16 protein-coding genes and 1 riboswitch are annotated in these 21,061 nt (G+C 67.6%); of the genes, 8 read left to right on the plus strand and 8 right to left on the minus strand.

Translation table 11 applies throughout. The annotated features are described in order from the left end of the window. Window positions 1-54: 54 nt before the first annotated feature. Together rsmD and VMT40_RS10735 are read right to left on the minus strand one after the other, a co-directional pair. Window positions 55-612, minus strand: coding sequence for a 16S rRNA (guanine(966)-N(2))-methyltransferase RsmD (rsmD, locus tag VMT40_RS10730; protein WP_326357827.1), 558 nt, complete (start codon window positions 610-612; stop codon window positions 55-57). Beyond that, window positions 609-4,013, minus strand: coding sequence for a pyruvate carboxylase (locus VMT40_RS10735; RefSeq protein ID WP_326357828.1), 3,405 nt, complete (start codon window positions 4,011-4,013; stop codon window positions 609-611). The genes rsmD and VMT40_RS10735 overlap by 4 nt, the downstream gene beginning before the upstream one ends. A 333-nt stretch (window positions 4,014-4,346) precedes the next feature. On the opposite strand from VMT40_RS10735, the gene VMT40_RS10740 reads away from it, so the two are divergent. From VMT40_RS10740 to VMT40_RS10755, 4 genes are all read left to right on the plus strand, one after another. Then, window positions 4,347-5,546 carry a DUF7373 family lipoprotein gene (locus tag VMT40_RS10740; RefSeq protein ID WP_326357829.1) on the plus strand — a complete coding sequence of 400 codons (1,200 nt, stop codon included), beginning with the start codon at window positions 4,347-4,349 and terminating at the stop codon, window positions 5,544-5,546. Window positions 5,547-5,551: 5 nt separating this feature from the next. Beyond that, the gene (locus VMT40_RS10745) at window positions 5,552-6,802 is read left to right on the plus strand and encodes a DUF7373 family lipoprotein (RefSeq protein WP_326357830.1); all 1,251 of its coding nucleotides are present in this window, start codon (window positions 5,552-5,554) and stop codon (window positions 6,800-6,802) included. 5 nt (window positions 6,803-6,807) lie between these two features. Further along, the gene (locus VMT40_RS10750) at window positions 6,808-7,983 is read left to right on the plus strand and encodes a DUF7373 family lipoprotein (RefSeq protein ID WP_326357831.1); all 1,176 of its coding nucleotides are present in this window, start codon (window positions 6,808-6,810) and stop codon (window positions 7,981-7,983) included. Window positions 7,984-8,058: 75 nt separating this feature from the next. Then, entirely contained in the window at window positions 8,059-9,591 is a 1,533-nt protein-coding gene (locus tag VMT40_RS10755) for a serine/threonine-protein kinase (RefSeq protein ID WP_326357832.1), read from the plus strand. Here VMT40_RS10755 and VMT40_RS10760 read toward each other — a convergent pair. Further along, window positions 9,571-10,944, minus strand: coding sequence for a hypothetical protein (locus VMT40_RS10760; protein ID WP_326357833.1), 1,374 nt, complete (start codon window positions 10,942-10,944; stop codon window positions 9,571-9,573). The genes VMT40_RS10755 and VMT40_RS10760 overlap by 21 nt on opposite strands. A gap of 360 nt (window positions 10,945-11,304) precedes the next feature. Beyond that, a complete protein-coding gene (locus VMT40_RS10765) occupies window positions 11,305-12,039 on the minus strand; it encodes a DUF899 domain-containing protein (RefSeq protein WP_326357834.1) in 735 nt (244 codons plus the stop codon). A gap of 254 nt (window positions 12,040-12,293) precedes the next feature. On the opposite strand from VMT40_RS10765, the gene VMT40_RS10770 reads away from it, so the two are divergent. Further along, window positions 12,294-13,805, plus strand: coding sequence for an MmgE/PrpD family protein (locus tag VMT40_RS10770; protein ID WP_326357835.1), 1,512 nt, complete (start codon window positions 12,294-12,296; stop codon window positions 13,803-13,805). 17 nt (window positions 13,806-13,822) lie between these two features. On the opposite strand, the gene VMT40_RS10775 is transcribed toward VMT40_RS10770, so the two are convergent. Next, the gene (locus tag VMT40_RS10775; RefSeq protein WP_326357836.1) at window positions 13,823-13,996 is read right to left on the minus strand and encodes a DUF1737 domain-containing protein; all 174 of its coding nucleotides are present in this window, start codon (window positions 13,994-13,996) and stop codon (window positions 13,823-13,825) included. A gap of 26 nt (window positions 13,997-14,022) precedes the next feature. Between VMT40_RS10775 and prpB the strand changes: the two genes are divergently transcribed. Next, window positions 14,023-14,931: a methylisocitrate lyase gene (gene prpB, locus VMT40_RS10780; protein WP_326357837.1), complete on the plus strand. Its 909-nt coding sequence runs from the start codon at window positions 14,023-14,025 to the stop codon at window positions 14,929-14,931. 5 nt (window positions 14,932-14,936) lie between these two features. Beyond that, on the plus strand, window positions 14,937-16,049 hold the full coding sequence (locus tag VMT40_RS10785) for a bifunctional 2-methylcitrate synthase/citrate synthase (protein ID WP_326357838.1): 1,113 nt from the start codon (window positions 14,937-14,939) through the stop codon (window positions 16,047-16,049). Here VMT40_RS10785 and VMT40_RS10790 read toward each other — a convergent pair. After that, window positions 16,046-16,366, minus strand: a complete 321-nt coding sequence (locus VMT40_RS10790) for an EthD family reductase (RefSeq protein WP_326357839.1) — start codon at window positions 16,364-16,366, stop codon at window positions 16,046-16,048. The genes VMT40_RS10785 and VMT40_RS10790 overlap by 4 nt on opposite strands. A gap of 82 nt (window positions 16,367-16,448) precedes the next feature. Between VMT40_RS10790 and VMT40_RS10795 the strand changes: the two genes are divergently transcribed. Next, window positions 16,449-17,354 (plus strand): AraC family transcriptional regulator, encoded by a 906-nt coding sequence (locus tag VMT40_RS10795; RefSeq protein WP_326357840.1) that lies wholly within the window; start codon window positions 16,449-16,451, stop codon window positions 17,352-17,354. A 55-nt stretch (window positions 17,355-17,409) separates the two neighbouring features. Here VMT40_RS10795 and metE read toward each other — a convergent pair whose 3' ends face one another. Both metE and VMT40_RS10805 read right to left on the minus strand, forming a co-directional pair. Then, window positions 17,410-19,671: a 5-methyltetrahydropteroyltriglutamate--homocysteine S-methyltransferase gene (gene metE, locus VMT40_RS10800; protein WP_326357841.1), complete on the minus strand. Its 2,262-nt coding sequence runs from the start codon at window positions 19,669-19,671 to the stop codon at window positions 17,410-17,412. A 138-nt stretch (window positions 19,672-19,809) separates the two neighbouring features. After that, window positions 19,810-20,011: riboswitch (cobalamin riboswitch) on the minus strand. A gap of 136 nt (window positions 20,012-20,147) precedes the next feature. Then, the gene (locus tag VMT40_RS10805; protein ID WP_326357842.1) at window positions 20,148-21,047 is read right to left on the minus strand and encodes a helix-turn-helix domain-containing protein; all 900 of its coding nucleotides are present in this window, start codon (window positions 21,045-21,047) and stop codon (window positions 20,148-20,150) included. Between the last annotated feature and the right edge of the window lie 14 nt (window positions 21,048-21,061).

Consider the following 21,061-nt stretch of genomic DNA (forward strand, 5'->3'; position numbering starts at 1 on the left):
TTCGACGCTTGCGAGCGATGCCCGTCGTGCGGTGCACGGCGGGCATCGCCGCTTTCAGCCCTCGAATTCGGCCAGGTCGATGCGGGTTTCGCCGTAGTCGCGGGACTTCAGGTGCGAATAGCCCTTGGGCCAGGTGATTTCGGGTGAGCGGGTGGAGCGTTCGACGACGATCAAGGCGTCCTCGTGCAACCAACCATTCTCGGCGAGGGCACGCAGATCCGCTTCCACCTCGGCGACTTCCAGGGCGTAGGGCGGGTCGGAGAAGACCAGGTCGTAGCGCTCGGGCGGGGTTCCGGTCAGCACGCTGCTCACGCTGTTCTGCCGCAGTTCCGCCCCCGGCAGCCCGAGGTCCCCGATATTGCCGCGAATGATCGCGGCGGCCTTGCGGTCGGATTCGACCAGCAGGGCGTGAGACGCACCGCGCGACAACGCTTCCAGCGCCAGCGCGCCCGAGCCCGCGTAGAGATCCAGGACGTGCAGTCCGTCGAAATCCATGCGGGCGTGCAGCAGTGAGAACAGCGCCTCGCGCACCCGATCCGAGGTGGGACGGGTGCCCGCCGGGGGCACGCGTAGACGGCGTCCCCCGGCGGTACCTGCCACGATGCGGGTCATTCGGCGGCGGCCTCGTTGAGGTTGACCTCGACGAGCAGGTCGCCGCCCTCGACCTGCTGCACCTTGGCGATGGCCACGCGGCGCACCGTCCCGGCGCGCGGGGCGGTAATCGCCGCCTCCATCTTCATGGCTTCGATGGTGCCGATGGTGTCGCCCGCGGACACCGAATCGCCTTCGGAGACGGCCAATGTCACCACACCGGCGAACGGTGCCGCGATGTGCCCGGCATTGGTCTTGTCGGCCTTCTCCGCGGCCGGGATCTCGCTGGCGATGGACCGGTCGCGCACCGTGATCGGGCGCAGCTGCCCGTTGAGGATGCACATGACCGTGCGCATGCCGCGCTCGTCGGGCTCGGAGATGGCTTCCAGGCCGATGAGCAGGGTGACGCCCTTGTCCAGCTGGACGCGGTGTTCCTCGTCGTGGCGCAGGCCGTAGAAGAACTGGTTGGCCGAGAGCCCGGTGGTGTCGCCGAACTTCTCACGGTGCGCGAGGAATTCGGCGGTCGGGCCGGGGAACAGCAGCCGGTTCAACGTCGCCCGGCGTTCGGCGGAGGTGCCGTTCAGACCGGCCTCGTCGGCGGCGGTCAGCAGGGTCTCCGGCTTGGCCGGTCCGCGCCCGGCCAGCGCCCGGCTGCGGAACGGTTCGGGCCAGCCGCCCGCCGGGGTGCCGAGTTCCCCACGCAGGAAGCCGATCACGGAATCCGGAATGTCGTAGCGGCCGGGATCATTGGCGAAGTCCTCGACGTCGACACCGCTGCCGACCAGCGCCAGCGCCAGATCGCCGACCACCTTCGAGGACGGAGTGACCTTCACCAGACGCCCCAGGAGCCGGTCCGCCGCCGCGTATTTGGCCTCGACCTGCTCGAACTGATCGCCGAGCCCCAGCGCGATGGCCTGCTGCCGCAGGTTCGACAGCTGACCGCCCGGGATCTCGTGGTGATACACGCGCCCCGTCGGCCCCGGCAGCCCGGATTCGAACGGCGCGTACACCTTTCGCAGCGCCTCCCAGTACGGCTCGAGGTCGCAGACATTCTGCAGATTCAACCCGGTGTCGTAGGGCGAGTTCGCCGCCGCCGCGACAATGGCCGACAGGGCGGGCTGCGAGGTGGTGCCCGCCATGGGCGCCGACGCGCCGTCGACGGCGTCGGCCCCGGCCTGCCAGGCGGCGAGGTAGGTGGCCAGCTGACCGCCCGGGGTGTCGTGGGTGTGCACGTGCACGGGCAGGTCGAACTCCCGCCGCAGCGCGCTGACCAGGGTGTGCGCGGCGGGTGCGCGCAGCAGTCCGGCCATGTCCTTGATGCCGATGACGTGCGCACCGGCGTCGACGATCTCCTCGGCGAGCTTGAGGTAGTAGTCGAGGGTGTAGAGGTTCTCGTTCGGGTTGGACAGGTCGCCGGTGTAGGACAGCGCGACTTCGGCCAGGGCCGTGCCGGTTTCGCGGACGGCGTCGATGGCCGGTCGCATCTGGTCGACATTGTTGAGCGCGTCGAAGATGCGGAAGATGTCGATGCCGGTGGCGGTGGCCTCGGACACGAAGGCGCGCGTGACCTTTTCGGGGTACGGGGTGTAGCCGACGGTATTGCGGCCGCGCAGCAGCATCTGCAGGTTGATGTTCGGAATCGCCTCGCGCAGCGCGGCGAGGCGCTCCCACGGGTCCTCGTAGAGGAACCGCAGCGCCACGTCGTAGGTCGCGCCGCCCCAGCATTCGATGGACAGCAGCTCCGGGGTCAACCGCGCCACATGCCCGGCCACATCGAGCAGGCCGTTGGTGCGCACGCGGGTAGCCAGCAGCGACTGGTGCGCGTCGCGGAAGGTGGTGTCGGTGACCGCGACGCCCTCGCGGTCGCGCAGCCATCGCGCGAACCCCTCCGGCCCGAGCTCGAGCAGTTTCTGCCGGGTGCCGGGCGGCGGCGGGACGGTCAGGTCGATGGCGGGCAGCTTGTCGTGCGGGTACACCTTGGTCGGCCGCGTGCCGTGCGGCTTGTTCACGGTGACGTCGGCCAGGTACTGCAGGATCTTGGTGCCGCGGTCGGCCGAGCTCTTCAGCGTGAGTAGCTGCGGCCGCTCGTCGATGAACGAGGTGGTGACCTTGCCCGCGCGGAAGTCCGGATCGTCGAGCACCGCGAGCAGGAACGGGATATTGGTCGTCACGCCGCGAATGCGGAATTCGGCGACCGCGCGCCGGGCGCGGGCCACGGCGGTGGCGAAATCACGTCCGCGGCAGGTGAGCTTGACCAGCATGGAGTCGAAGTAGGCCCCGACCTCCGCGCCGACATTCGCGCCGCCGTCCAGGCGCACGCCCGCGCCGCCGGGCGAGCGGTAGCCGGTGATGCGGCCGGTGTCGGGCCGGAAGCCATTGGCCGGGTCCTCGGTGGTGATGCGGCACTGCAGCGCCGCGCCGCGAATGCGGATGGCGTCCTGGCTCAGTCCCAGATCCGCGAGGCTTTCCCCCGCCGCGATGCGCAGCTGCGACTGCACCAGGTCGACATCGGTGATCTCCTCGGTCACCGTGTGCTCCACCTGGATTCGCGGATTCATCTCGATGAACACGTGATTGCCGCGCTCGTCGAGCAGGAATTCCACGGTGCCCGCGCAGGAGTAGCCGATCTGCTTGGCGAAGGCCACGGCGTCGGCGCAAATGCGTTCGCGCAGTGCGGGATCCAGGTTCGGCGCGGGCGCGAGCTCGATCACCTTCTGGTGGCGGCGCTGCAGCGAGCAGTCGCGCTCGAACAGGTGGATGACATTGCCCTGCTGGTCGGCGAGGATCTGCACCTCGATGTGGCGGGGATTGACCACCGCCTGCTCCAGGAACACCGTGGCGTCGCCGAAGGCGGATTCGGCCTCGCGCGCGGCGGCCTCGATGGACTCGCGCAGCTGGGCCGGGTCCGATACCCGCCGCATGCCGCGTCCGCCGCCACCGGCGACGGCCTTGACGAACAGCGGGAACTCCATATCCTCCGCGGCCGCCATGAGCACGTCCACATCGGCGGACGGTTCGCTCGAGCGCAGCACCGGCAGTCCGGCGGCCTTGGCGGCGGCGATCGCGCGGGCCTTGTTACCGGTCAGTTCGAGGACGTGCGCGGACGGGCCGATGAAGGTGATGCCCTCCCGCGCGCAGGCGGCGGCCAGGTCCGGGTTCTCCGACAGGAAGCCGTAGCCGGGGTAGATGGCGTCCGCGCCCGCGGTCTTGGCGGCCTTGATGATCTCCTCGATCGACAGGTACGCCCGCACGGGGTGACCGGGCTCGCCGATCTGATAGGCCTCGTCGGCCTTGAGCCGGTGCACGGAATTGCGGTCCTCGTACGGAAAGACCGCCACGGTTCCGATGCCGAGTTCGTAGGCCGCGCGGAAGGCGCGAATGGCGATCTCGCCGCGGTTGGCGACCAGGACTTTGGAGAACATGCGTAGAAGGTACCTGCCCGTGGATACGGTTCGGGCATCGAAGTCCCGTTCGGTGCAATCTTCACAGACCCGGCGCGGCGGCTGCGAATTTGTGTTAATCACCGTGATACATGCCTGCCGGTGCGGCGTGCGGAGCTCCGACCACGGAATTCGCCGACTTGCTAAGCAGACCGGGCGCGCGGCCCGGCGGGCGCGGGGCGCGCGCCCGAGACGTCCCCGCGTCCGGATCGCCGCGCGATCGTGTCCGAGACCACAGGGGCGATCGCGTGATCGATTCGGAAACTGCGCGAGAAGTGTTGGGCGGCGGTAAAATCCGGCGCGAGGAGGGGGACGTTGAGAGTTTTGGTGTCGCGCGCGTCGGTGATCGCGGTCATCGCGCTCGTGCTCGCCGCCGTGTCCGCCTGCACCACCACCGTGTCGGGCACGGCCGTGCGCGTGCCGACCGATCCGTCGAGTCTGCAGGTCGGCAACTATCAGACGGTGCCGCGGGTGGTGGGAAACGCCAAGAACGACAAGCAATCCCGGGTGCGCGAGTCGCAGCGGCTCTCCGATTACGTGGCGCTGCCCTTCGAGGCGGACACCGACTACACCTACGAGTGCGCCAATGATGTCCGGCCGCATCTGGTGATCAATCACAAGGGCCTGGGCGACATCCTCATCAACGACACCTTCGACGATGTGGCGCACGATCTGCGCGGCGGCTGGGTCGATACCTGGTGCACCGGTTCGGACAATGACGAGAAGCACCGCAAGCTCAGCATCGCGGTGCTGGAGCTGCCCGACGCCGGGCGCGCCACCGCGGTGGGGCCGACCCTCGAACACGACGACTTCACCTACAACACCGACAATCGGCCGCTGAGCCTGCCGAAATACCCGGACAGCAAGGCGCATTGGCGACCGAGCGTGGCATCGATCGGCTCGTGGACGGTGCACGATCGCTACGTCGTCTTCATCAAGATCGTCGACGAGCTCGCCGCCGCACCGGATTCCGCGGATCTGATCGCGCGCACCGAGCGCATGCTGGACGTGGCGCTGCCGCTGCTGGACAAGTTCACGCCCACGCCCGCCGACAAGTTCGAGCACATGCCGCTGGATCCGGACGGCATCCTCGGGCGCACGCTGCCCACCAATCCCGAAGAGCCGCTGCGACCGGACCCCGACGGCGTCTACACCGGCCGCGGCGCGCTGCAGAGCATCGACGGCAACGACCTGGACTTCCTCACCATCGGCGATATCGATCTGGTCGGGTACGGCGACGCGCTGGTATTCCACAGCCGGACCGGCACGGCGGCGAAAGCCCTGTGGGACAAATGGAATCCGGCCACCGACAACCCGGACACGCACCGGACCATCGACCCGCCACCGGGTTTTCCGGGCGATATCGGCTGCTTCGCGGATCTGCGGAACGGGCAGGTGGTGTTCAACCAGTGCACCTTTCATGTGGATCGGTACAACGTGCAGGTGGGGGCGGCCAATGTGCCGGTGCTGTACCAGAAGACCTCGGCCCAGTACGTGCTGGTGACAAGCAGGTGAGGCCGATGCGGGGAATTCGCGGATTGCGCAGGTGGCGAATCGGTTTGCCGGTGCTCGCGGTGGTGATCGTGGTGCTCGCGGGCGGTATCGCGATGGCGACGTCCACGGTGCCGGGGCATCCGGTGCCGGGGATGACCGCGCCCGACTGGTCGCAGCTGTCCGTGGGGCCCTATCCGTCGGCCCCGACCGATTACAAACCGCTCTACAGCGGTGCCAGCGATGTGTACGAAATCGAATCCCGGCGGATGCTGGGCTATTTGGTGAGTCCGGACGAAATCGACCCGGACGTCACGTATCTGGGCGGGGCCCGGACCGTGGACGACTCGGATGGCAACTTCGGTGACGAGGTGGGGCTGCTCGCCGCGCCGTTCCCCAAGAACTGGCAGCCGGTCGCCCAACGGAACCGGTTGATCGCGGGCGCGTACATCTGGCGCAACAACAACAGTGTTCGGGCACGCAAACACATCACGCTCGCCATCATGCGATTCCCCTCCGAGCAGGCCGCGAAGGCGGCGGCGGACGGTTTCGCCGACGCCCTGGCCGCGCCCGGGCTGCATGCGCTGCCGACGGATGGGCTCGAGGCGCGCGCCTCCTCGATCTCGGATGACAAGGGGCAGATCTTCGCGGCGCACGGCGTGTACGCGATCGTCGGGCACGCGGTCATGCCGCAGGCCGACGCGACCGCCTTGGCCGAGCGGCTGCAGGCCATGCTGCGGGCGCAACTGGCGAAGATGGCGGACTTGAAACCGACTCCACTGGAGGATATTCCGGATCTGCCTACCGATCCGGACGGCATCATGCGCATGACACTGCCGAACAAGTACGACTCCTCCGATTCCGATCTGTTCGGGTTCCGGCAGGGCGGGGTCTACAGTGCCGCCGGTGCCCTGCACTTCGAACGCGACGGTGCGGCGGCACGCAAGGCGTTCGCGGCGGCCGGGGTGGATCTGGTCGCCCGCAATGGCGCGACCGTGTATCGCACCCGGGATCTGGCCGCGGCCTTCGGATTACAGGCGGCGCTGACCACACCGGGCCGCGATGACGACGAGTTCCCGAATCCGCCCGGTCTCACCGACGCGCACTGCATTCAGCTCGACGAGCCCGAACCGGTGCGGCGGGCCACGTATCTGTGCGCGGTGGTCTACGGCCGCTATGTCGCGGTGATCGGGGCACAGGCGGAGTTCAGCGGCGCGGAGCCGGGGTCGTTCCCGCAGCGGGTGGCGGCGCAGTATTCGATGTTGGCCAAGAGCGGGTAGCGGCCATGCGGCGTACGAGTCGAATTCTGGTGTCGGCCTTGGCAATCGTGCTGGCGGCGTGCGGTACCGGGCACGGGCCGCCGGTCACGCCCGCGTCGAAGGCGCCGGTTGTGGATGTCTCCCAACTGGATCCGGGCAACTATCCGGTGGTACCGCGCCAGATCGCCAACCGGACAACCGATATCACGGTGGGTGATCTGATTCAGGAGTCGATTCGGATCGCCGAGCACATGCCGCTGCCGGTCGAGGTCGACGATCGGTTGATCTACGGTCAAGGCGGGCACGCGGTCACGGCCGACTACCCGCCGATGGGTGTCGACAAGTTCAACGATCGCGCGCCGGGGTTGATCGCGGGATGGGAGACCGGTGGACGGCATCGGTCGGATTACACGCTCGGGTTGAGCGTCGATCTGACGGTCATGCGGTTCACCACGGCCGCGCAGGCCGCGGCGGCCGTGGATTTCCTGGCGGGAGAGCACGATCCGCAGTATCCGGACCACGGGCCGCTGACGGTGGCGGGGTATCCGGGGGCGAAGTCCTTGCTCACCTACTCCGAGTCGGTGAAAACCCTTTTCGCGCAGGACAATTACGTGTACTGGCTGTTCACCAGCGATGACCTGACCGTCCCGGAGGGGCCGGGGCTCCTGCTCGACACGACACGGAAGGTGCTCGATCGCACGGTCGATTCGATGAAGGACTTCCAGCCCACGCCGGTGGACAAACTCGCGGGGCTGGCCAGCGATCCCGACGAGCTGTTGGGCCGCACCCTGCCCGCGGGCAAGGGGCAGATCTGGGCGACCGAGGGGCTGTATCCGGCGCACGCCGCGCTCGGTGTCGACGATCGCCCGGCCGCCACCAAGCGCGCATTCGACGAGTCCGGAGTGGATGTGGTGGCGCACGCGCTGAGCGGGCTGTATCGGGCCAAGGACCCGGCGGCGGCGCAGCATCTCGTCGGGGCGTTCGTCGAGGAGTTGGCCGATCGGTACAAGCCGATCGATCCGCCGCCCGGCCTGCCCACCGCGCGCTGCCTGCAGATCCGGGACGATGACTCCTTCGGGACGCGATTCGTCTGCTATCTGCCCTACGAGCGGTATATGGCCGAGGTGTCCGCCGACCAGTCTCAGGATCTGCGGCAACGGGTTTCGGCGCAATACGAGTTGCTCGCGTACGGGCATATCTGACGCCGGGCCGGGTGCGGCCGACATTGCTACATTCGAGAAGAGTCGGGTATCCGGCAGTACCGAGGAGGAACTTTCATGCCGTTGCGGCCCGGCACGATCGTGGGCGGCCACCGGGTGATCCGGGTGCTCGGCAGCGGTGGGATGGGCACCGTGTATCTGGTGCAGGACCCGATGTTTCCCCGTCGGCTCGACGCGCTGAAGGTGCTCAGCGCCGATCTCTCACACGACGAGGTGTATCGCGCGCGCTTCGAGCGGGAGGCGAATCTCGCCGCGGAGCTGGATCATCCGAACATCGTGACCGTCTACGCGCGCGGCGAGGAGGACGGGCACCTGTGGATCGCCATGCAGTACGTGCCCGGCACCGACGCCGCCGTGGAGCTGAAGCGGTATCCCGACGGCATGGAGCCGCTGCGCGCGCTGCGGATCATCACCGAGGTCGGCAAGGCCCTCGACTACGCGCATCGGCGCGGACTGCTGCACCGCGACGTGAAGCCCGCCAACTTCCTGCTCTCGCGCGGCGAGGAGGATCGCGGCGACGATGAGGAGCGGGTGCTGCTCACCGATTTCGGTGTGGCCAAATCGATTTCGGACGGCAAGGAGCTGACCGCCACCGACAGCCTGATGGCCACGGTCGCCTACGCCGCCCCGGAGCGCCTGGCGGCCGAGCCGCTGGATCATCGCGGCGATATCTACAGCCTCGGCTGCGCGTTCGTGAAGCTGCTCACCGGACGCACGCCGTTCCCGATGGATTCCCTGGCCCAGGCCATGCTGGGCCACCTCCAGGAACCGCCACCGCCGCTGAGCACGCTACGGCCGGGACTCCCACCGGCCCTGGACACCGTCATCGCCAAGGCCCTGGCCAAGGATCCCGCCCAGCGCTACGGCACCTGCCGGGAGTTCACCCGCGACGCCGAACTGGCCCTGCAGGGTCAACAACCGCTCGCACCACCGGTTTTCACGCCCCAGGTGCTCGCACCATCGGTTGCCGCCCCACTGCTCGACGAGCCACCCACCGAGCGAGTCGACCACCCCGCTCCCCGCCGCGTGGAACGCCTCCGCCTAGCCCTGATCATCACCACAATCCTTGCCCTGCTGGGTCTTTCGGGCACCGCGATCTACCTGGCCGTGGACCGCACCACCGGCGGCACCGCCGTCGTCACCACCACCCACACCGACTCCCTGGCCCAGGTCCGCTCCGCCCACCCCACCTTCCAGACCAAAACCATCGGCGTCTACAACTTCGCCGACAACTCCATCACCGCCGACCTCGACACCAGCCCCCAAGCAAAATTCCTCCAGGACATCGGCTTCCGCTACGCCACCGACCTCCGCGCCAAATCCGACGAAACCACCCCCCAACGCCCCTACTCCCTCTCCGACGTCTCCGTCCCCGACATCGATGTCATCATCATCGTCCGCACCGACAAACAAGCCGGAAACGGCGGCCTCCGAGGCCTCCCCAGCCCCTTCCTCTCCTCCACCCTCACCCACGCCAAACTAGTAATCGTCGACGACCCCCAATCCACCCAAGCCTTCCAAACCTGGACCCCCACCTCCCCCGACACCCTCATCCAGCGAGTAATCCCCTCAATAGCCAAAGTCCTCTGAACAATCGAGGATTCGACCGTCGACGGTGCCGATCAGCAGTCGGCCCGGCCGGGTGAGGGTCAGCGACAGTGCCACCACCGATCGACCATCGACCTCCAGTTCATGCCGCCAACGCACGGTGCCATCCGAGGCCCGCAAGGCCACCAGCTCACCGGAATTGAAGGCGACGTAGACGGTGTTCTCGTCCCCGTCGAGCGCCGTGACCGGGACGTCGGCGGTGAAAACCCATCGTGCGACTCCGGACCGACCACTACGCCGAACCACGAAGACATTGCCGGGCAAAAGACCGGCACCGTCGTGCACGGCACCCGCGTGTATCAGGTCCCGATCCTCCGCCCCGCCAACCTCTATGCCTGGTCCGCCGAAGAGGTGACCCGCACGCGCGGTGTCCCATTCGAGGGGGAAGAGTTCTCGCACCTCCGGGCCGCCATCACCAGCCGGGTCGACTGCGACAACGCGCTTGTCCCGCGCGGGCTGCTCGGGATCCATGCCTTCGAGGAATAGCAGCTGCCCACTGTGGCGGACCGGAAACGCATGGTTGAAGGGGTCGAATCCCCCTAGCGGCATATCCAATTCAGGAGATGTCCCCGTCGAGGGGATCAATGCCAGCGAACCCGAACGGTCCCAGTCGGTGGCCCGCAGCGCGAGCCAACCGTCGTCGCGCGTGGTGAACATGACCGGCGAGTCGAGGCGTAGCGAATCGACCACCTTCCCGTCCGCCAACGAAACCCGCGCCACGAGCTGTGGCTCGTTGACACGTTCGCTGCCCACCAAGCGCCACGGCGGCCGTTCGACATTCACCCAACAATCGCGCTGACCTGCTCGTACCGCGAGCTGCCGACCCCCGTACTCATCCCGCACACGCCACTCGAGTTTCCCGTCGGGCAGCCATGATTCAGCCAGCACCCTGTAGGCACAGGACAACACCCGACCGTCGGGCAACTCCTGAACATCCCATACCCGCAGACGCGGCTCCCGCGGCTCACCGACCACCTCGGAAAGCAACTCGATACTGCGCTTCGCCTTCAATTCCGTTGTAGTGCGATCGAATTCGATTCGCTCACCAGCGAGCTCTTCACTCCACACCGACCCACCCGCGACATCGCTCCAATCGGACCGCTCGATGACCGCCGAGAACGCGTAGGACCGCGCCTCGGCGTCATAACGTCCATCGGGAAAATCGTCGGGCGGCGCCACCACCACCCGCAATGCCTGCCCGCCAGCCCATTCGACATCCAGCACCTCACGCGACCCACGCAGCACCGAGGTCGCACGCCCCGACCGCAGATCAAAGATCAACAACTCGCCCTCGTAGGCGTAACCGCCGTCATAAGCCCCAACTCCCACGGCCAAGATAGGCAGTGTCGGATGAAAAGCCATCGAACGCACCGGCCATTCGGCCCCCACAACCCACCGGCATCGCAGATCCCCCACCCCATAAACCCCCACCCGATACCCACGCCACCACCGGTCCGCAATCCCACTCCCCGACCACTGCAGGTGGCCCAAATCGCCCCCCACGCCGACGAGCCCCCGCTCTTCATCGACAACCGCGATAGTCGGCTCACCGATCTCGACAAACGGACGATCACCAAGCACACGCCGAACAACCAACACAAGATCATCGTCCCATCACGAGCGATATCGGCGAGTGGCACACCCTGGAGGGGTTTTGTCCGAATTCGGCTCCAGGATGTGCCGCTCGGTGGTTGGTCACTCGGGCAGGGTTGGGTGCCAGTGGTCGGCGGGAGAGGTGGGGTTGGGGTCGTACTCGTCGTGGCGACGCCACCAGACGTACGGGGGCTCTTGGGGGTAGCCGGGTGGGGAGTTTTCCCAGCTCTCTTGGCGACCCAACGCCGTGATGTCAAGGAGGCTCCAGGTGTTGCCCAGTTCGGCGTCGCCGCGGCCGTTGATGAAGTAGGTGCGGTAGATGCGGTCGCCGTCGCGGAGGAAGGCGTTGGTGCCGTGCCATTCGTCGACTCCGAAGTCGGCGTCGAAGTCGTCGGTGATGGTGTACCAGGGCATGGTCCAGTCCATGCGCTTCTTCAGGCGCGCGATCTCGGGTTGGGGCGCGCGCGAGGCGAAGGCGAAGGTGGTGGAGCGGGCATTGACGTGGGCGAGGTTGCCGATGTGGTCGGCCATCATGGAGCAGCCGAAGCAGGCCTTGCCGCGCTCGACACCCGCGGTGTCCTCTGGCTGGCCGTGCACGCCCGGGTCGAAGAACGCGCGGTAGACGATGAGCTGACGGCGACCCTCGAACAGGTCGAGCAGGCTCATCGGGCCCTCGGGTCCCTCGAATCGGTACTGCTTGCCGACCGCGACCCAGGGCATGCGCCGCCGCGCCGCCGCCATCGCGTCATGCGCGTGGGTCAGCTCCTTTTCCTTGACGAGCAGCCGCTCCCACTCGTCCTGCCACTCCTCGGCTGAAACAATCCTCGGTGCTGTCATCGCAATATCCCATTTCGATTGTGGTCCAAATGATTTCGGATATCGGCCGTCGAACGAACTCCAGTGTTCGACACAGAGGTCAGGTATCTCTTTCCAGCTCAGCACCGCGGTCGAGCGCAGTCAATCTCGACGTGAACTTCGCGCACGGGCACGCCCGAACTTCGCAGACTTCGCTGGTCGCCGGGTATTCGCTCGCCGAAGTTCGCCGCTGCGAGCCGTTTTTCGGTTCGAGCAGGCTGCGTAGCGTGCGAAGTATGAAGACCTATCCAGTACGCGCACGCTCCTCGAGCGAGGAGTTCCCGCGCTCCGAGCAGTTGGCCATGCGGATCGCGGAGGTGGCGGTCGATCCGGTCGAGGTGTCGGGCGAGGTCACCGAGATGATCGTGAATCGCCTGATCGACAATGCGGCGGTGGCGGCGGCCGCGGTGCTGCGGCGGCCGGTGACCACCGCGCGGCGGCAGGCGCAGGCGCACCCGTACACGCCCGGCGCGACCGTCTTCGGATTGCCCGGCGCGCAGCGGTTCTCGCCCGAGTGGGCGGCGTGGGCCAATGGGGTCGCGGTGCGGGAACTCGACTTTCACGACACGTTCCTGGCGGCCGAATACTCGCATCCGGGGGACAATATTCCGCCGATCCTGGCGGTGGCCCAGCATGCCGGGCGCAGCGGGGCCGAGTTGATCAGGGGTCTGGCGACGGGTTACGAGATCCAGATCGACCTGGCCACCGGGATCTGCCTGCACGAGCACAAGATCGACCATGTCGCGCATCTCGGACCATCGGCGGCGGCGGGGATCGGGACCCTGCTCGGGCTCGACACGGAGACGATCTATCAGGCGATCGGGCAGGCATTGCATACGACGACGGCTACCCGGCAGTCCCGCAAGGGGGAGATCTCCAGCTGGAAGGCCTTCGCGCCCGCTCTCGCCGGTAAAGCCGCGATCGAGGCGGTCGATCGGGCCATGCGCGGCGAGGGTGCGCCATCGCCGATCTGGGAAGGGGCAGACGGCGTGATCGCCCGGCTGCTCGGCGGTTTCGACGCCGAGTACGTGGTGCCGCTGCCCGGCCCGGGCGAGGCCAAGCGCGCGATCCTCGACAGCTACACCAAGGAGCATTCGGCCGAGTATCAGAGCCAAGCCCCGATCGATCTGGCTCGTCGCATGCGCTCGCGGATCGGTGATCTGACGCAGATTGCGACGATCGTGCTGCACACCAGCCATCACACCCACGTCGTGATCGGCAGTGGCTCTGGCGATCCGCAGAAGTACGACCCGACCGCCAGCCGTGAAACCCTGGACCACTCCGTCCCATATATCTTCGCGGTCGCCTTGCAGGACGGCGGCTGGCATCACGAGCGCTCCTACGCGCCCGAGCGGGCGCGGCGGTCGGACACGGTCGAGCTGTGGCGGAAGATCACCACGGTCGAGGACCCAGAGTGGACACGCCGCTATCACTCGACGGATCCCGCGGAGAAGGCGTTCGGGTGCCGAGCAGAAGTCACACTGCGCAGCGGCGAAGTCATCACCGACGAATTGGCCGTCGCGGACGCGCATCCGTTGGGGGCCAGACCTTTCGGGCGCGCGCAATACATCGAGAAGTTCCGCACCCTCACCGACGGCATCCTCGATCTCGAAGAGCAGGAGCGCTTTCTGGATGCGGCCCAGCGCACCCCCGAACTTCCTGCGGGCGAGCTGGACCGGCTGACCTTCACCGTCGCGCCGACGGTCTTGGACCGCGCTCCGACGACTCCGGAAGGAATCTTCCGATGATCACGTACCGAGGCGACTCAGCCCTCCCACACCAGCGCCTGCGCGGCAATGACGGAGGTCCCGTTGAACGTGACCGCGGGCGAGCCGTGCAGGCGGTAACCCTCCTCCAGCAGTCCACTGATGCGTTCGCAGAAGGTCGCGTCGTCGGGGCCGGTGATCAGCCGGTAACGCAGGGGCGGTTGGTCGCTCATGTGATCAGCCTAGGCGGGTGGGCGCGATGAGCGGGCCGTTGACCATGACGACCACACCGGGCGACAAGCGGGCCGCGCTGCGGGCGGGGCTGGCGAGCGGGCGCATCCAGCGCTGGCCCGGCGCATTGAATCCGCTGGTGGCCAAGCTGATTCAGGAGATCGGATTCGAGGGCGTCTATGTGTCCGGGGCGGTGGTCTCGGCCGAGTTGGGGTTGCCGGATATCGGCCTGACCACACTGAGCGAGGTGGCCGAGCGGGGGCGGCAGATCGCGCGGGTGACCGATCTGCCCGTGCTCATCGACGCCGACACCGGGTTCGGGGAGCCGATGAATGCGGCGCGGACGGTGACGCTGTTGGAGGAGGCCGGGCTGGCGGGGTGTCATCTGGAGGATCAGGTGAATCCCAAGCGCTGCGGGCATTTGGACGGCAAGGCGCTGGTTCCCGCCGCGGAGATGGTGCGGCGGATACGGGCGGCCGTGGCGGCGCGGCGCGATCCTGGCTTCGTGATCTGCGCGCGCACCGACGCCCGAGGGGTCGAGGGACTCGATGCCGCGATCGACCGGGCCAAGGCGTATGCCGACGCGGGCGCCGACCTCCTCTTCACCGAGGCGCTCGCCGATGCCAACGAGTTCGCGAAATTCCGTGTCGCCGTGGATATCCCGTTGTTGGCCAATATGACCGAGTTCGGCAAGTCCGAGCTGCTCTCGGCGGGGCAGTTGGAGTCTCTCGGCTACAACGCCGTCATCTATCCCGTTACCACCCTGCGCCTGGCCATGTTCGCCATCGAGTCCGGTCTGCGCGAAATCGCCGAGACGGGAACGCAATCCGCGCTGCTGGACCGCATGCAGCATCGCTCTCGCCTCTATGAGCTGCTGAACTACCGCGCCTACAACGCATTCGACACCGATATCTTCAATTTCACCGTGAGCGAGTGATTCCCATGACCGATATCAAGAAGGGTCTCGCGGGCGTCGTCGTCGACACCACCGCCATCTCCAAGGTGGTGCCCGAGACCAGCACCCTCACCTATCGCGGGTACGCCGTGCAGGATCTGGCCCGTCATCGCAGCTTCGAGGAGGTCGCCTACCTGCTCTGGTACGGCGAACTTCCGAATCCGGCCGAGCTCCAAGAGTTCTGCGTGCGCGAGCGCGCATTGCGCGGTGCGGACCGGTCGCTGCTCGCCCTCATCGCGCGGCTCCCCGAGACCTGCCATCCGATGGACGTCGTACGGACAGTGGTCAGCTACCTGGGTGCCGAGGATCCCTTGGAGGATCGCGGCAAAACACAAGATGACCTGTTGGCCAAGGCATTACGGCTGACCGCTGTTCTCCCCACCGTGATCGCGGCCGATCTGCGCCGCCGTCGCGGTCTGGACCCCATCGCGCCCGATCCGGCGCGCCCCTTCGCCGAGAACTTCCTCCACATGTGCTTCGGCGAGTCCGGTGATCCGCGCCTGACCCGGGCTTTCGAGATCTCGCTGATCCTGTACGCCGAGCACAGCTTCAATGCCTCCACCTTCGCGGCGCGGGTCGTCACCTCCACCGAGTCCGATATGTACAGCGCCGTCACCGCCGCCATCGGCGCATTGAAGGGTCGCCTGCACGGCGGCGCGAACGAGGCCGTCATGCACGCCATGCTCGAGATCGGCGATCCCACCCAAGCGCGAAAGTGGCTGCGGGAGCGGATTTCCCGCAAGGAGAAGGTGATGGGTTTCGGGCACCGCGTCTACAAGGACGGCGACTCCCGGGTCCCGACCATGAAGTCCGCCCTCGCCGACATTGCCGAATTGACCGGCGGAGACCGGTGGCTGGCCATGTACTCCGAACTCGAATCCGCCATGCTCGAAACCACCGGCATCAAACCCAACCTGGATTTCCCCACCGGTCCCGCCTACTACCTGCTCGGCTTCGACATCGACATGTTCACACCGATTTTCGTCATGAGCCGGATCACGGGCTGGACCGCGCACATTCTCGAACAGTCCCAATCCAATGCGCTGATCCGCCCGCTCTCCGAATACGTCGGCGTGCCGCCGCGGCCCCTCGCCGGCTAGGCGTCCTCGAGGATTTCGGCGAAGGCGATCACCACGCCGCCGGTGGCGTGTTCGACGGTGGCGGCGACCAGCGGGCCCGCCTCGGCGGCAGCCGCGCTGGCGGCCGCGTAGTCGTCGAAGTACAGGTCCAGCAGTCGGTACGCCGGGGTCGGGCTGCCGTCCTCCTTGGGCCACACCTTCGAGGCCTGCAGCCGGGTCAGGCCGGGGAGCTTGCGCGCCAGCGTGAGCTGCTCGGGGTAGGCGGCCTCGAAGGCGTCCGGGTCGGTGGGGTTGGAGTAGACGAAGCTGATCTTGGTGGGATTGCCGTTCTGCGTCATGGCTGACCTTTCGGTTGATCTCGATGCGGCGAGCGCCTCCGCTCACGGTTGTCGACAGTATTGAGACGACTAGGCTGCGACCATGACCGCTCCGCTGGGAAAACTTGCCGATCGTCCAGCGCCGCAAGCCGATTCGCCCCCGGACGATCTGCTCTCGGAGTTGCTCCGCAGCGTTCGGCTGAGCGGGGAACGCATGGCGGAATACGCGCCGGGGCCGACGTTCTCCATCGGTTTCGCCGAGGTCGGCAGTCTGCACCTCATCGAGGAAGGCGAACTCGAGCTGCGGATCGACGGGACCTCCCGTGTCGAACGCGTCGGCCGCGGCGATATCGTCCTGATTCCGCGCGGCGACTCCCACCGCCTGGTCAATATCGAGGGATCTGGGCCCGTGCGCTGGCTGCACGGCAGCTTCACCATCGGCGACCCGCAGGCCAGTCATCTGCTCGGGAGCCTGCCGGGCGTGATCGTGCTCGGCGGCGCGGGCACGCCGGTGCCCGAGGGACTCGAAGTCGCCCGGCGCATGCTGCTCATCGAAATGCTGTCGCCCTCACAGGGTTCGGCGGTCATGATCGCCCGCATTCTCGATCTGATGTTCATCCAGATCATGCGCACCTGGGCCGCGGGCGCGGACGTGGAACCGAACTGGCTGGCCGGTGCCTTCGACCCGCAGCTCGGCCCGTCATTGCATGCCATCCATCGAAATCTGGCCCGCGACTGGACGGTCGACGAGCTGGCCCGCATGTGCAACCTCTCGCGATCCGCGTTCGCCGCCCGCTTCACCGCCCGCGTCGGAAAGCCACCCGCCACCTACCTCGCCCAGGTCCGGCTGGACTCGGCCACCGATCTGCTGCGCGCCACCGCCCTGACCATCCCGCACATCGCCGAGCGAGTCGGCTACACCTCGGAGGCAGCCTTCAGTCGCGCCTTCAAATCCCGCTACGGCACCCCACCGGCCCGCTGGCGACGAGACCTCCTCGGGCGCGGTTAGGGCCGGTGGGGCCCGGCCCGGCAGCCGAGATCGACTGCCGGGCCGGGCCTTTCGGTCAGCGCAGGGTTGCGGCGGCCTGGACCATATTGTGCAGGGACGCCTCGACCTCGGCGGGGCCCCGGGTCTTGAGGCCGCAGTCCGGATTCACCCAGAGGCGATCCGCGGGAACGGCTTTCAGCGCCTCGGAGAGGGATTCGGTGATCTCGTCAACCGTGGGGACGCGAGGCGAGTGGATGTCGTAAACGCCGGGGCCGACGCCCAGGGAGAAGCCCGCGGCATTGAGGTCGTCGAGAACCTCCATGTGGGAGCGGGCCGCTTCGAGGGACGTGACGTCGGCGTCCAACGCGGCGATCGCGTCGATGACCTCGCCGAACTCGGAATAGCAGAGGTGCGTGTGGATCTGGGTGGCGTCGGAGACCCCGGAGGTGGCGAGGCGGAAGGCCGTGATCGCCCAGACCAGGTAGGCCGCCTTCGCCTCGGCGCGCAGGGGGAGGAGTTCGCGCAGGGCGGGCTCGTCCACCTGGATAATGCGGATTCCCGCCGACTGGAGATCGAGCGTCTCGTCCCGAATTGCCAGGGCCACCTGATTGGCGGTGACGTCGAGGGGCTGGTCGTCGCGGACGAAGGACCAGGCCAGAATGGTGACCGGACCGGTGAGCATGCCCTTGACCGGCTTGTCGGTGAGGCTTTGGGCGTAGGTGATCCAGTCGACGGTCATGGGCTCGGGCCGGGTGACGTCGCCGTAGAGAATCGGCGGGCGGACGCAGCGGGTGCCGTAGGACTGGACCCAACCATTGGCGGTGGTGAGGAAGCCGGTCAGCTGTTCGGCGAAGTACTGGACCATGTCATTGCGTTCCGGCTCGCCGTGGACGAGCACATCGAGGCCCAGTTTCTCTTGCAGCGCAATGACTTCGGCGATCTCCGCGCGCATGCGGTCGCGGTACTGGTCCGGGGTGAGCGTGCCCTTGCGGAAGGCGGCGCGGTCGCGGCGGATGGCCGCGGTTTGCGGGTAGGAGCCGATGGTGGTGGTCGGCAGCGGGGGCAGGGGGAGGCGGTCGTGCTGCAGCGCACGGCGTTCCGCGGCCGGTGCGCGGCGAGTCGCGTTGGGGCTCAGCGTGTCCAACCGTGCGCGGACGGTGTCGTCGCGCAGACGGGTGTCGGTGGCGCGGGCCGCGATCGCCGCACGGGCGGTCGACAACCCGGCCGCCACGGCCTCGGTTCCCTCGTGCAGAGCGGTGGCGAGCAGACGCACCTCGGCGATCTTCTCGGCACCGAAGGCCAGCCAGGATCGCAGGCTCGGGTCGATCTCCGTTTCGGCGTCCAGCGAATACGGCACGTGCAGTAGCGAACTGGAGGTCGAGACCGCCAGTTCGCCGGTGGATCCCAGCAGGGTACCGAGCGTGGCGAGGGCACGGTCCGGGTCGGTGCGCCAGACATTGCGGCCGTCGACCACACCGGCGACGACCAGCTTTCCGGCCAAGCTGGGCACGGAGGTCACATCCTCGACGGTGGTGCCGGACCTGAAATCGAGTGCCACACCTTCGATTCCGGTGTCCACGAGAATCGGCAACGCGGGGCCGGGACGTCCGAAGTAGGTGGCGACGAGCAGCGCTGGACGGTCGGATATCGCCGAAAGCTCTTCGTACACTTCTCGCACCAGGCCGAGCTCCATATCGGAAAGGTCGGTCACCAGCACCGGCTCGTCGATCTGCACCCATGCCGCACCAGCCTCGGCCAAGCGCCGCAACAGTTCCCGATACAGCGGCAGCAATCCGCTCAACCGCCGCAGCGGATCACCCTCGGCGTCCTTGGCCAGCTTCAGGAAGGTCAGCGGCCCGATCACGACCGGCCGCGCAGCCACGCCCAGCGCCTGCGCCTCGGCCAGCTCATCGAGCAATTTCTCCGGATGCAAGGCGAATTCGGTGTCCGGCCCCAACTCCGGCACCAGGTAGTGGTAGTTGGTGTCGAACCACTTGGTCATCTCCAGCGGTTCGACGGTCGAGGTCCCCCGGGCGGCCGCGAAATACCGATCCAGCGGATCATCGATCCCCACTACCCGAGACGGCAGCGCCCCGAACATCGCTGCGGCATCCAGCATTTGGTCGTAGTACGAGAAGGTGCCCACCGGCACCGAATCAAGCCCCGCCGTGGCCGCCGCGGTCAGTTGCGCCGCACGCAGTTCCCGTCCGACGGCATGCAGGGCATCGGCGTCGATCCGCTGCGCCCAGTACGCCTCAACGGCCTGCTTCAACTCTCGCTTCGGCCCGATCCGGGGCAAGCCGAGAACCGTCGCCTTGAACGTATTCCTTTTGGTCACGGGTCATCTCCAGTGCTCCAAGTCCACTGGCCGCCGCCACAAGCGCACACGAACCCCGACCCCGGCCCCGTGTCCCCACGGCACGCCGAAGCCACCGGCCCGTCCACCCAATCCACGAGGCGCCGACCGCCGGATACGGCGTACCCGACACACTCGGCAGGTATTCGGACTCGCAGGCCCGGCCTCCCGGCCCCCTACTGACCATCGCTTCCCAGACGTACTCGCCCAGTGCTCATGACGGCGTTCGTTCCTGCATACCGCTGCGGGACAGTCCCGGATTCCCACCGGGTTCCCTCTCACCGATCCCCCTTACGAGAGAACCGATTTCGACGCCAACCGCACGACGAGATACCAACCCCGCCCTGCCTCGGCGAACCGACTGCATCCGCCAGCATATCCCCCTCCCCATAACCGCCGAGTGGCACACCCGGGAGGCGAATTCGGGCAAAACCCCTCCCGGGTGTGTCACTCGGCGATCAGGGGAGGCGGGTGGGGAGAGAATCGAGGGCGGCGCTGATGCGGCGGGAGGCGGTGGACAGTTCGGAGAGGTAATGGCGGCGCTCGGCGCGGGTGACGTCGTCGCGCAAGGGGCCGATCTGTAACTCCATGACCGCGTGGCCGCCGCTGTCGAAAACCGGTGCGCCGATGTAACTCACCGCGAGCGGGATGTCGCGGTCGAGGGTGCGTTGGTCGTAGGCGCTGCCGCCGATCGCGGCGAGTTGGGCGAGGACGCGGCCGCGGAGTTCCTTGCTCGCGGGATGGTCGGCGAGGTGGTCGGCGACCTCGGAGAGGACGCGGACATTGGGGATGCTGTCGGATTCGAGTTTCCAGACGCAGTGTCCGGTAGCCCGGAGGGTGGACAGGACCGCGCGGTATTCCGCGCGGCGCTCGGGGCCGCGGGTGCGCAGCCAATCCTCTTGGCGGGCAGTGCCCCAGTGGGCGATGATGGCCGCGCCCGCGGGGGCCAGCAGGGGGATGCGGGCGCCGGCCTCGATGCCGACGGTGTAGCGGTCGCGGGTGACGGCCAGGAATTCGAGGTGGTCGAGGGTGATGGTGGTGAGGGCCGCGCCGCAGTCGACGCGATCGGCCAGGCGCTCCAATTCCCGGTCCAGCCACGCGCGCTCGTCGTTCGCACCGGTGGCACGGCGACCCAGCGCGGCGAGTGCCGGGCCCAGCTCGTAACTGAGGTCGGGCAGTCTGCGCACCCAGCCGCGGTCGGCGAGCGCGGCCAGGATCGAGCCCGCGGTGGAGCGGTTCAGCTCCAGGCCGTCGGCGATCTCGGCCGAGGTCAGCGGGCCGGGTGCGGCGACCAGCAGTTCGATGATGGAAATGACCCGGTGCGTGGGCGGAGAGCTCTGGGTCTTGCCAGCGGGCACGCGCGTCTCCTAGC

Source organism: Nocardia sp. CDC160, assembly GCF_035818795.1.
GTDB lineage: Bacteria > Actinomycetota > Actinomycetes > Mycobacteriales > Mycobacteriaceae > Nocardia.

Bases quoted from the DNA above. Each gene is read 5' to 3' on its own strand.
- rsmD (WP_326357827.1), bottom strand. From the start codon at position 612: ATGACCCGCATCGTGGCAGGTACCGCCGGGGGACGCCGTCTACGCGTG.
- VMT40_RS10735 (WP_326357828.1), bottom strand. From the start codon at position 4,013: ATGTTCTCCAAAGTCCTGGTCGCCAACCGCGGCGAGATCGCCATTCGC.
- VMT40_RS10745 (WP_326357830.1), top strand. From the start codon at position 5,552: ATGCGGGGAATTCGCGGATTGCGCAGGTGGCGAATCGGTTTGCCGGTG.
- VMT40_RS10750 (WP_326357831.1), top strand. From the start codon at position 6,808: ATGCGGCGTACGAGTCGAATTCTGGTGTCGGCCTTGGCAATCGTGCTG.
- VMT40_RS10755 (WP_326357832.1), top strand. From the start codon at position 8,059: ATGCCGTTGCGGCCCGGCACGATCGTGGGCGGCCACCGGGTGATCCGG.
- VMT40_RS10765 (WP_326357834.1), bottom strand. From the start codon at position 12,039: ATGACAGCACCGAGGATTGTTTCAGCCGAGGAGTGGCAGGACGAGTGG.
- VMT40_RS10770 (WP_326357835.1), top strand. From the start codon at position 12,294: ATGAAGACCTATCCAGTACGCGCACGCTCCTCGAGCGAGGAGTTCCCG.
- VMT40_RS10775 (WP_326357836.1), bottom strand. From the start codon at position 13,996: ATGAGCGACCAACCGCCCCTGCGTTACCGGCTGATCACCGGCCCCGAC.
- prpB (WP_326357837.1), top strand. From the start codon at position 14,023: ATGAGCGGGCCGTTGACCATGACGACCACACCGGGCGACAAGCGGGCC.
- VMT40_RS10785 (WP_326357838.1), top strand. From the start codon at position 14,937: ATGACCGATATCAAGAAGGGTCTCGCGGGCGTCGTCGTCGACACCACC.
- VMT40_RS10790 (WP_326357839.1), bottom strand. From the start codon at position 16,366: ATGACGCAGAACGGCAATCCCACCAAGATCAGCTTCGTCTACTCCAAC.
- VMT40_RS10795 (WP_326357840.1), top strand. From the start codon at position 16,449: ATGACCGCTCCGCTGGGAAAACTTGCCGATCGTCCAGCGCCGCAAGCC.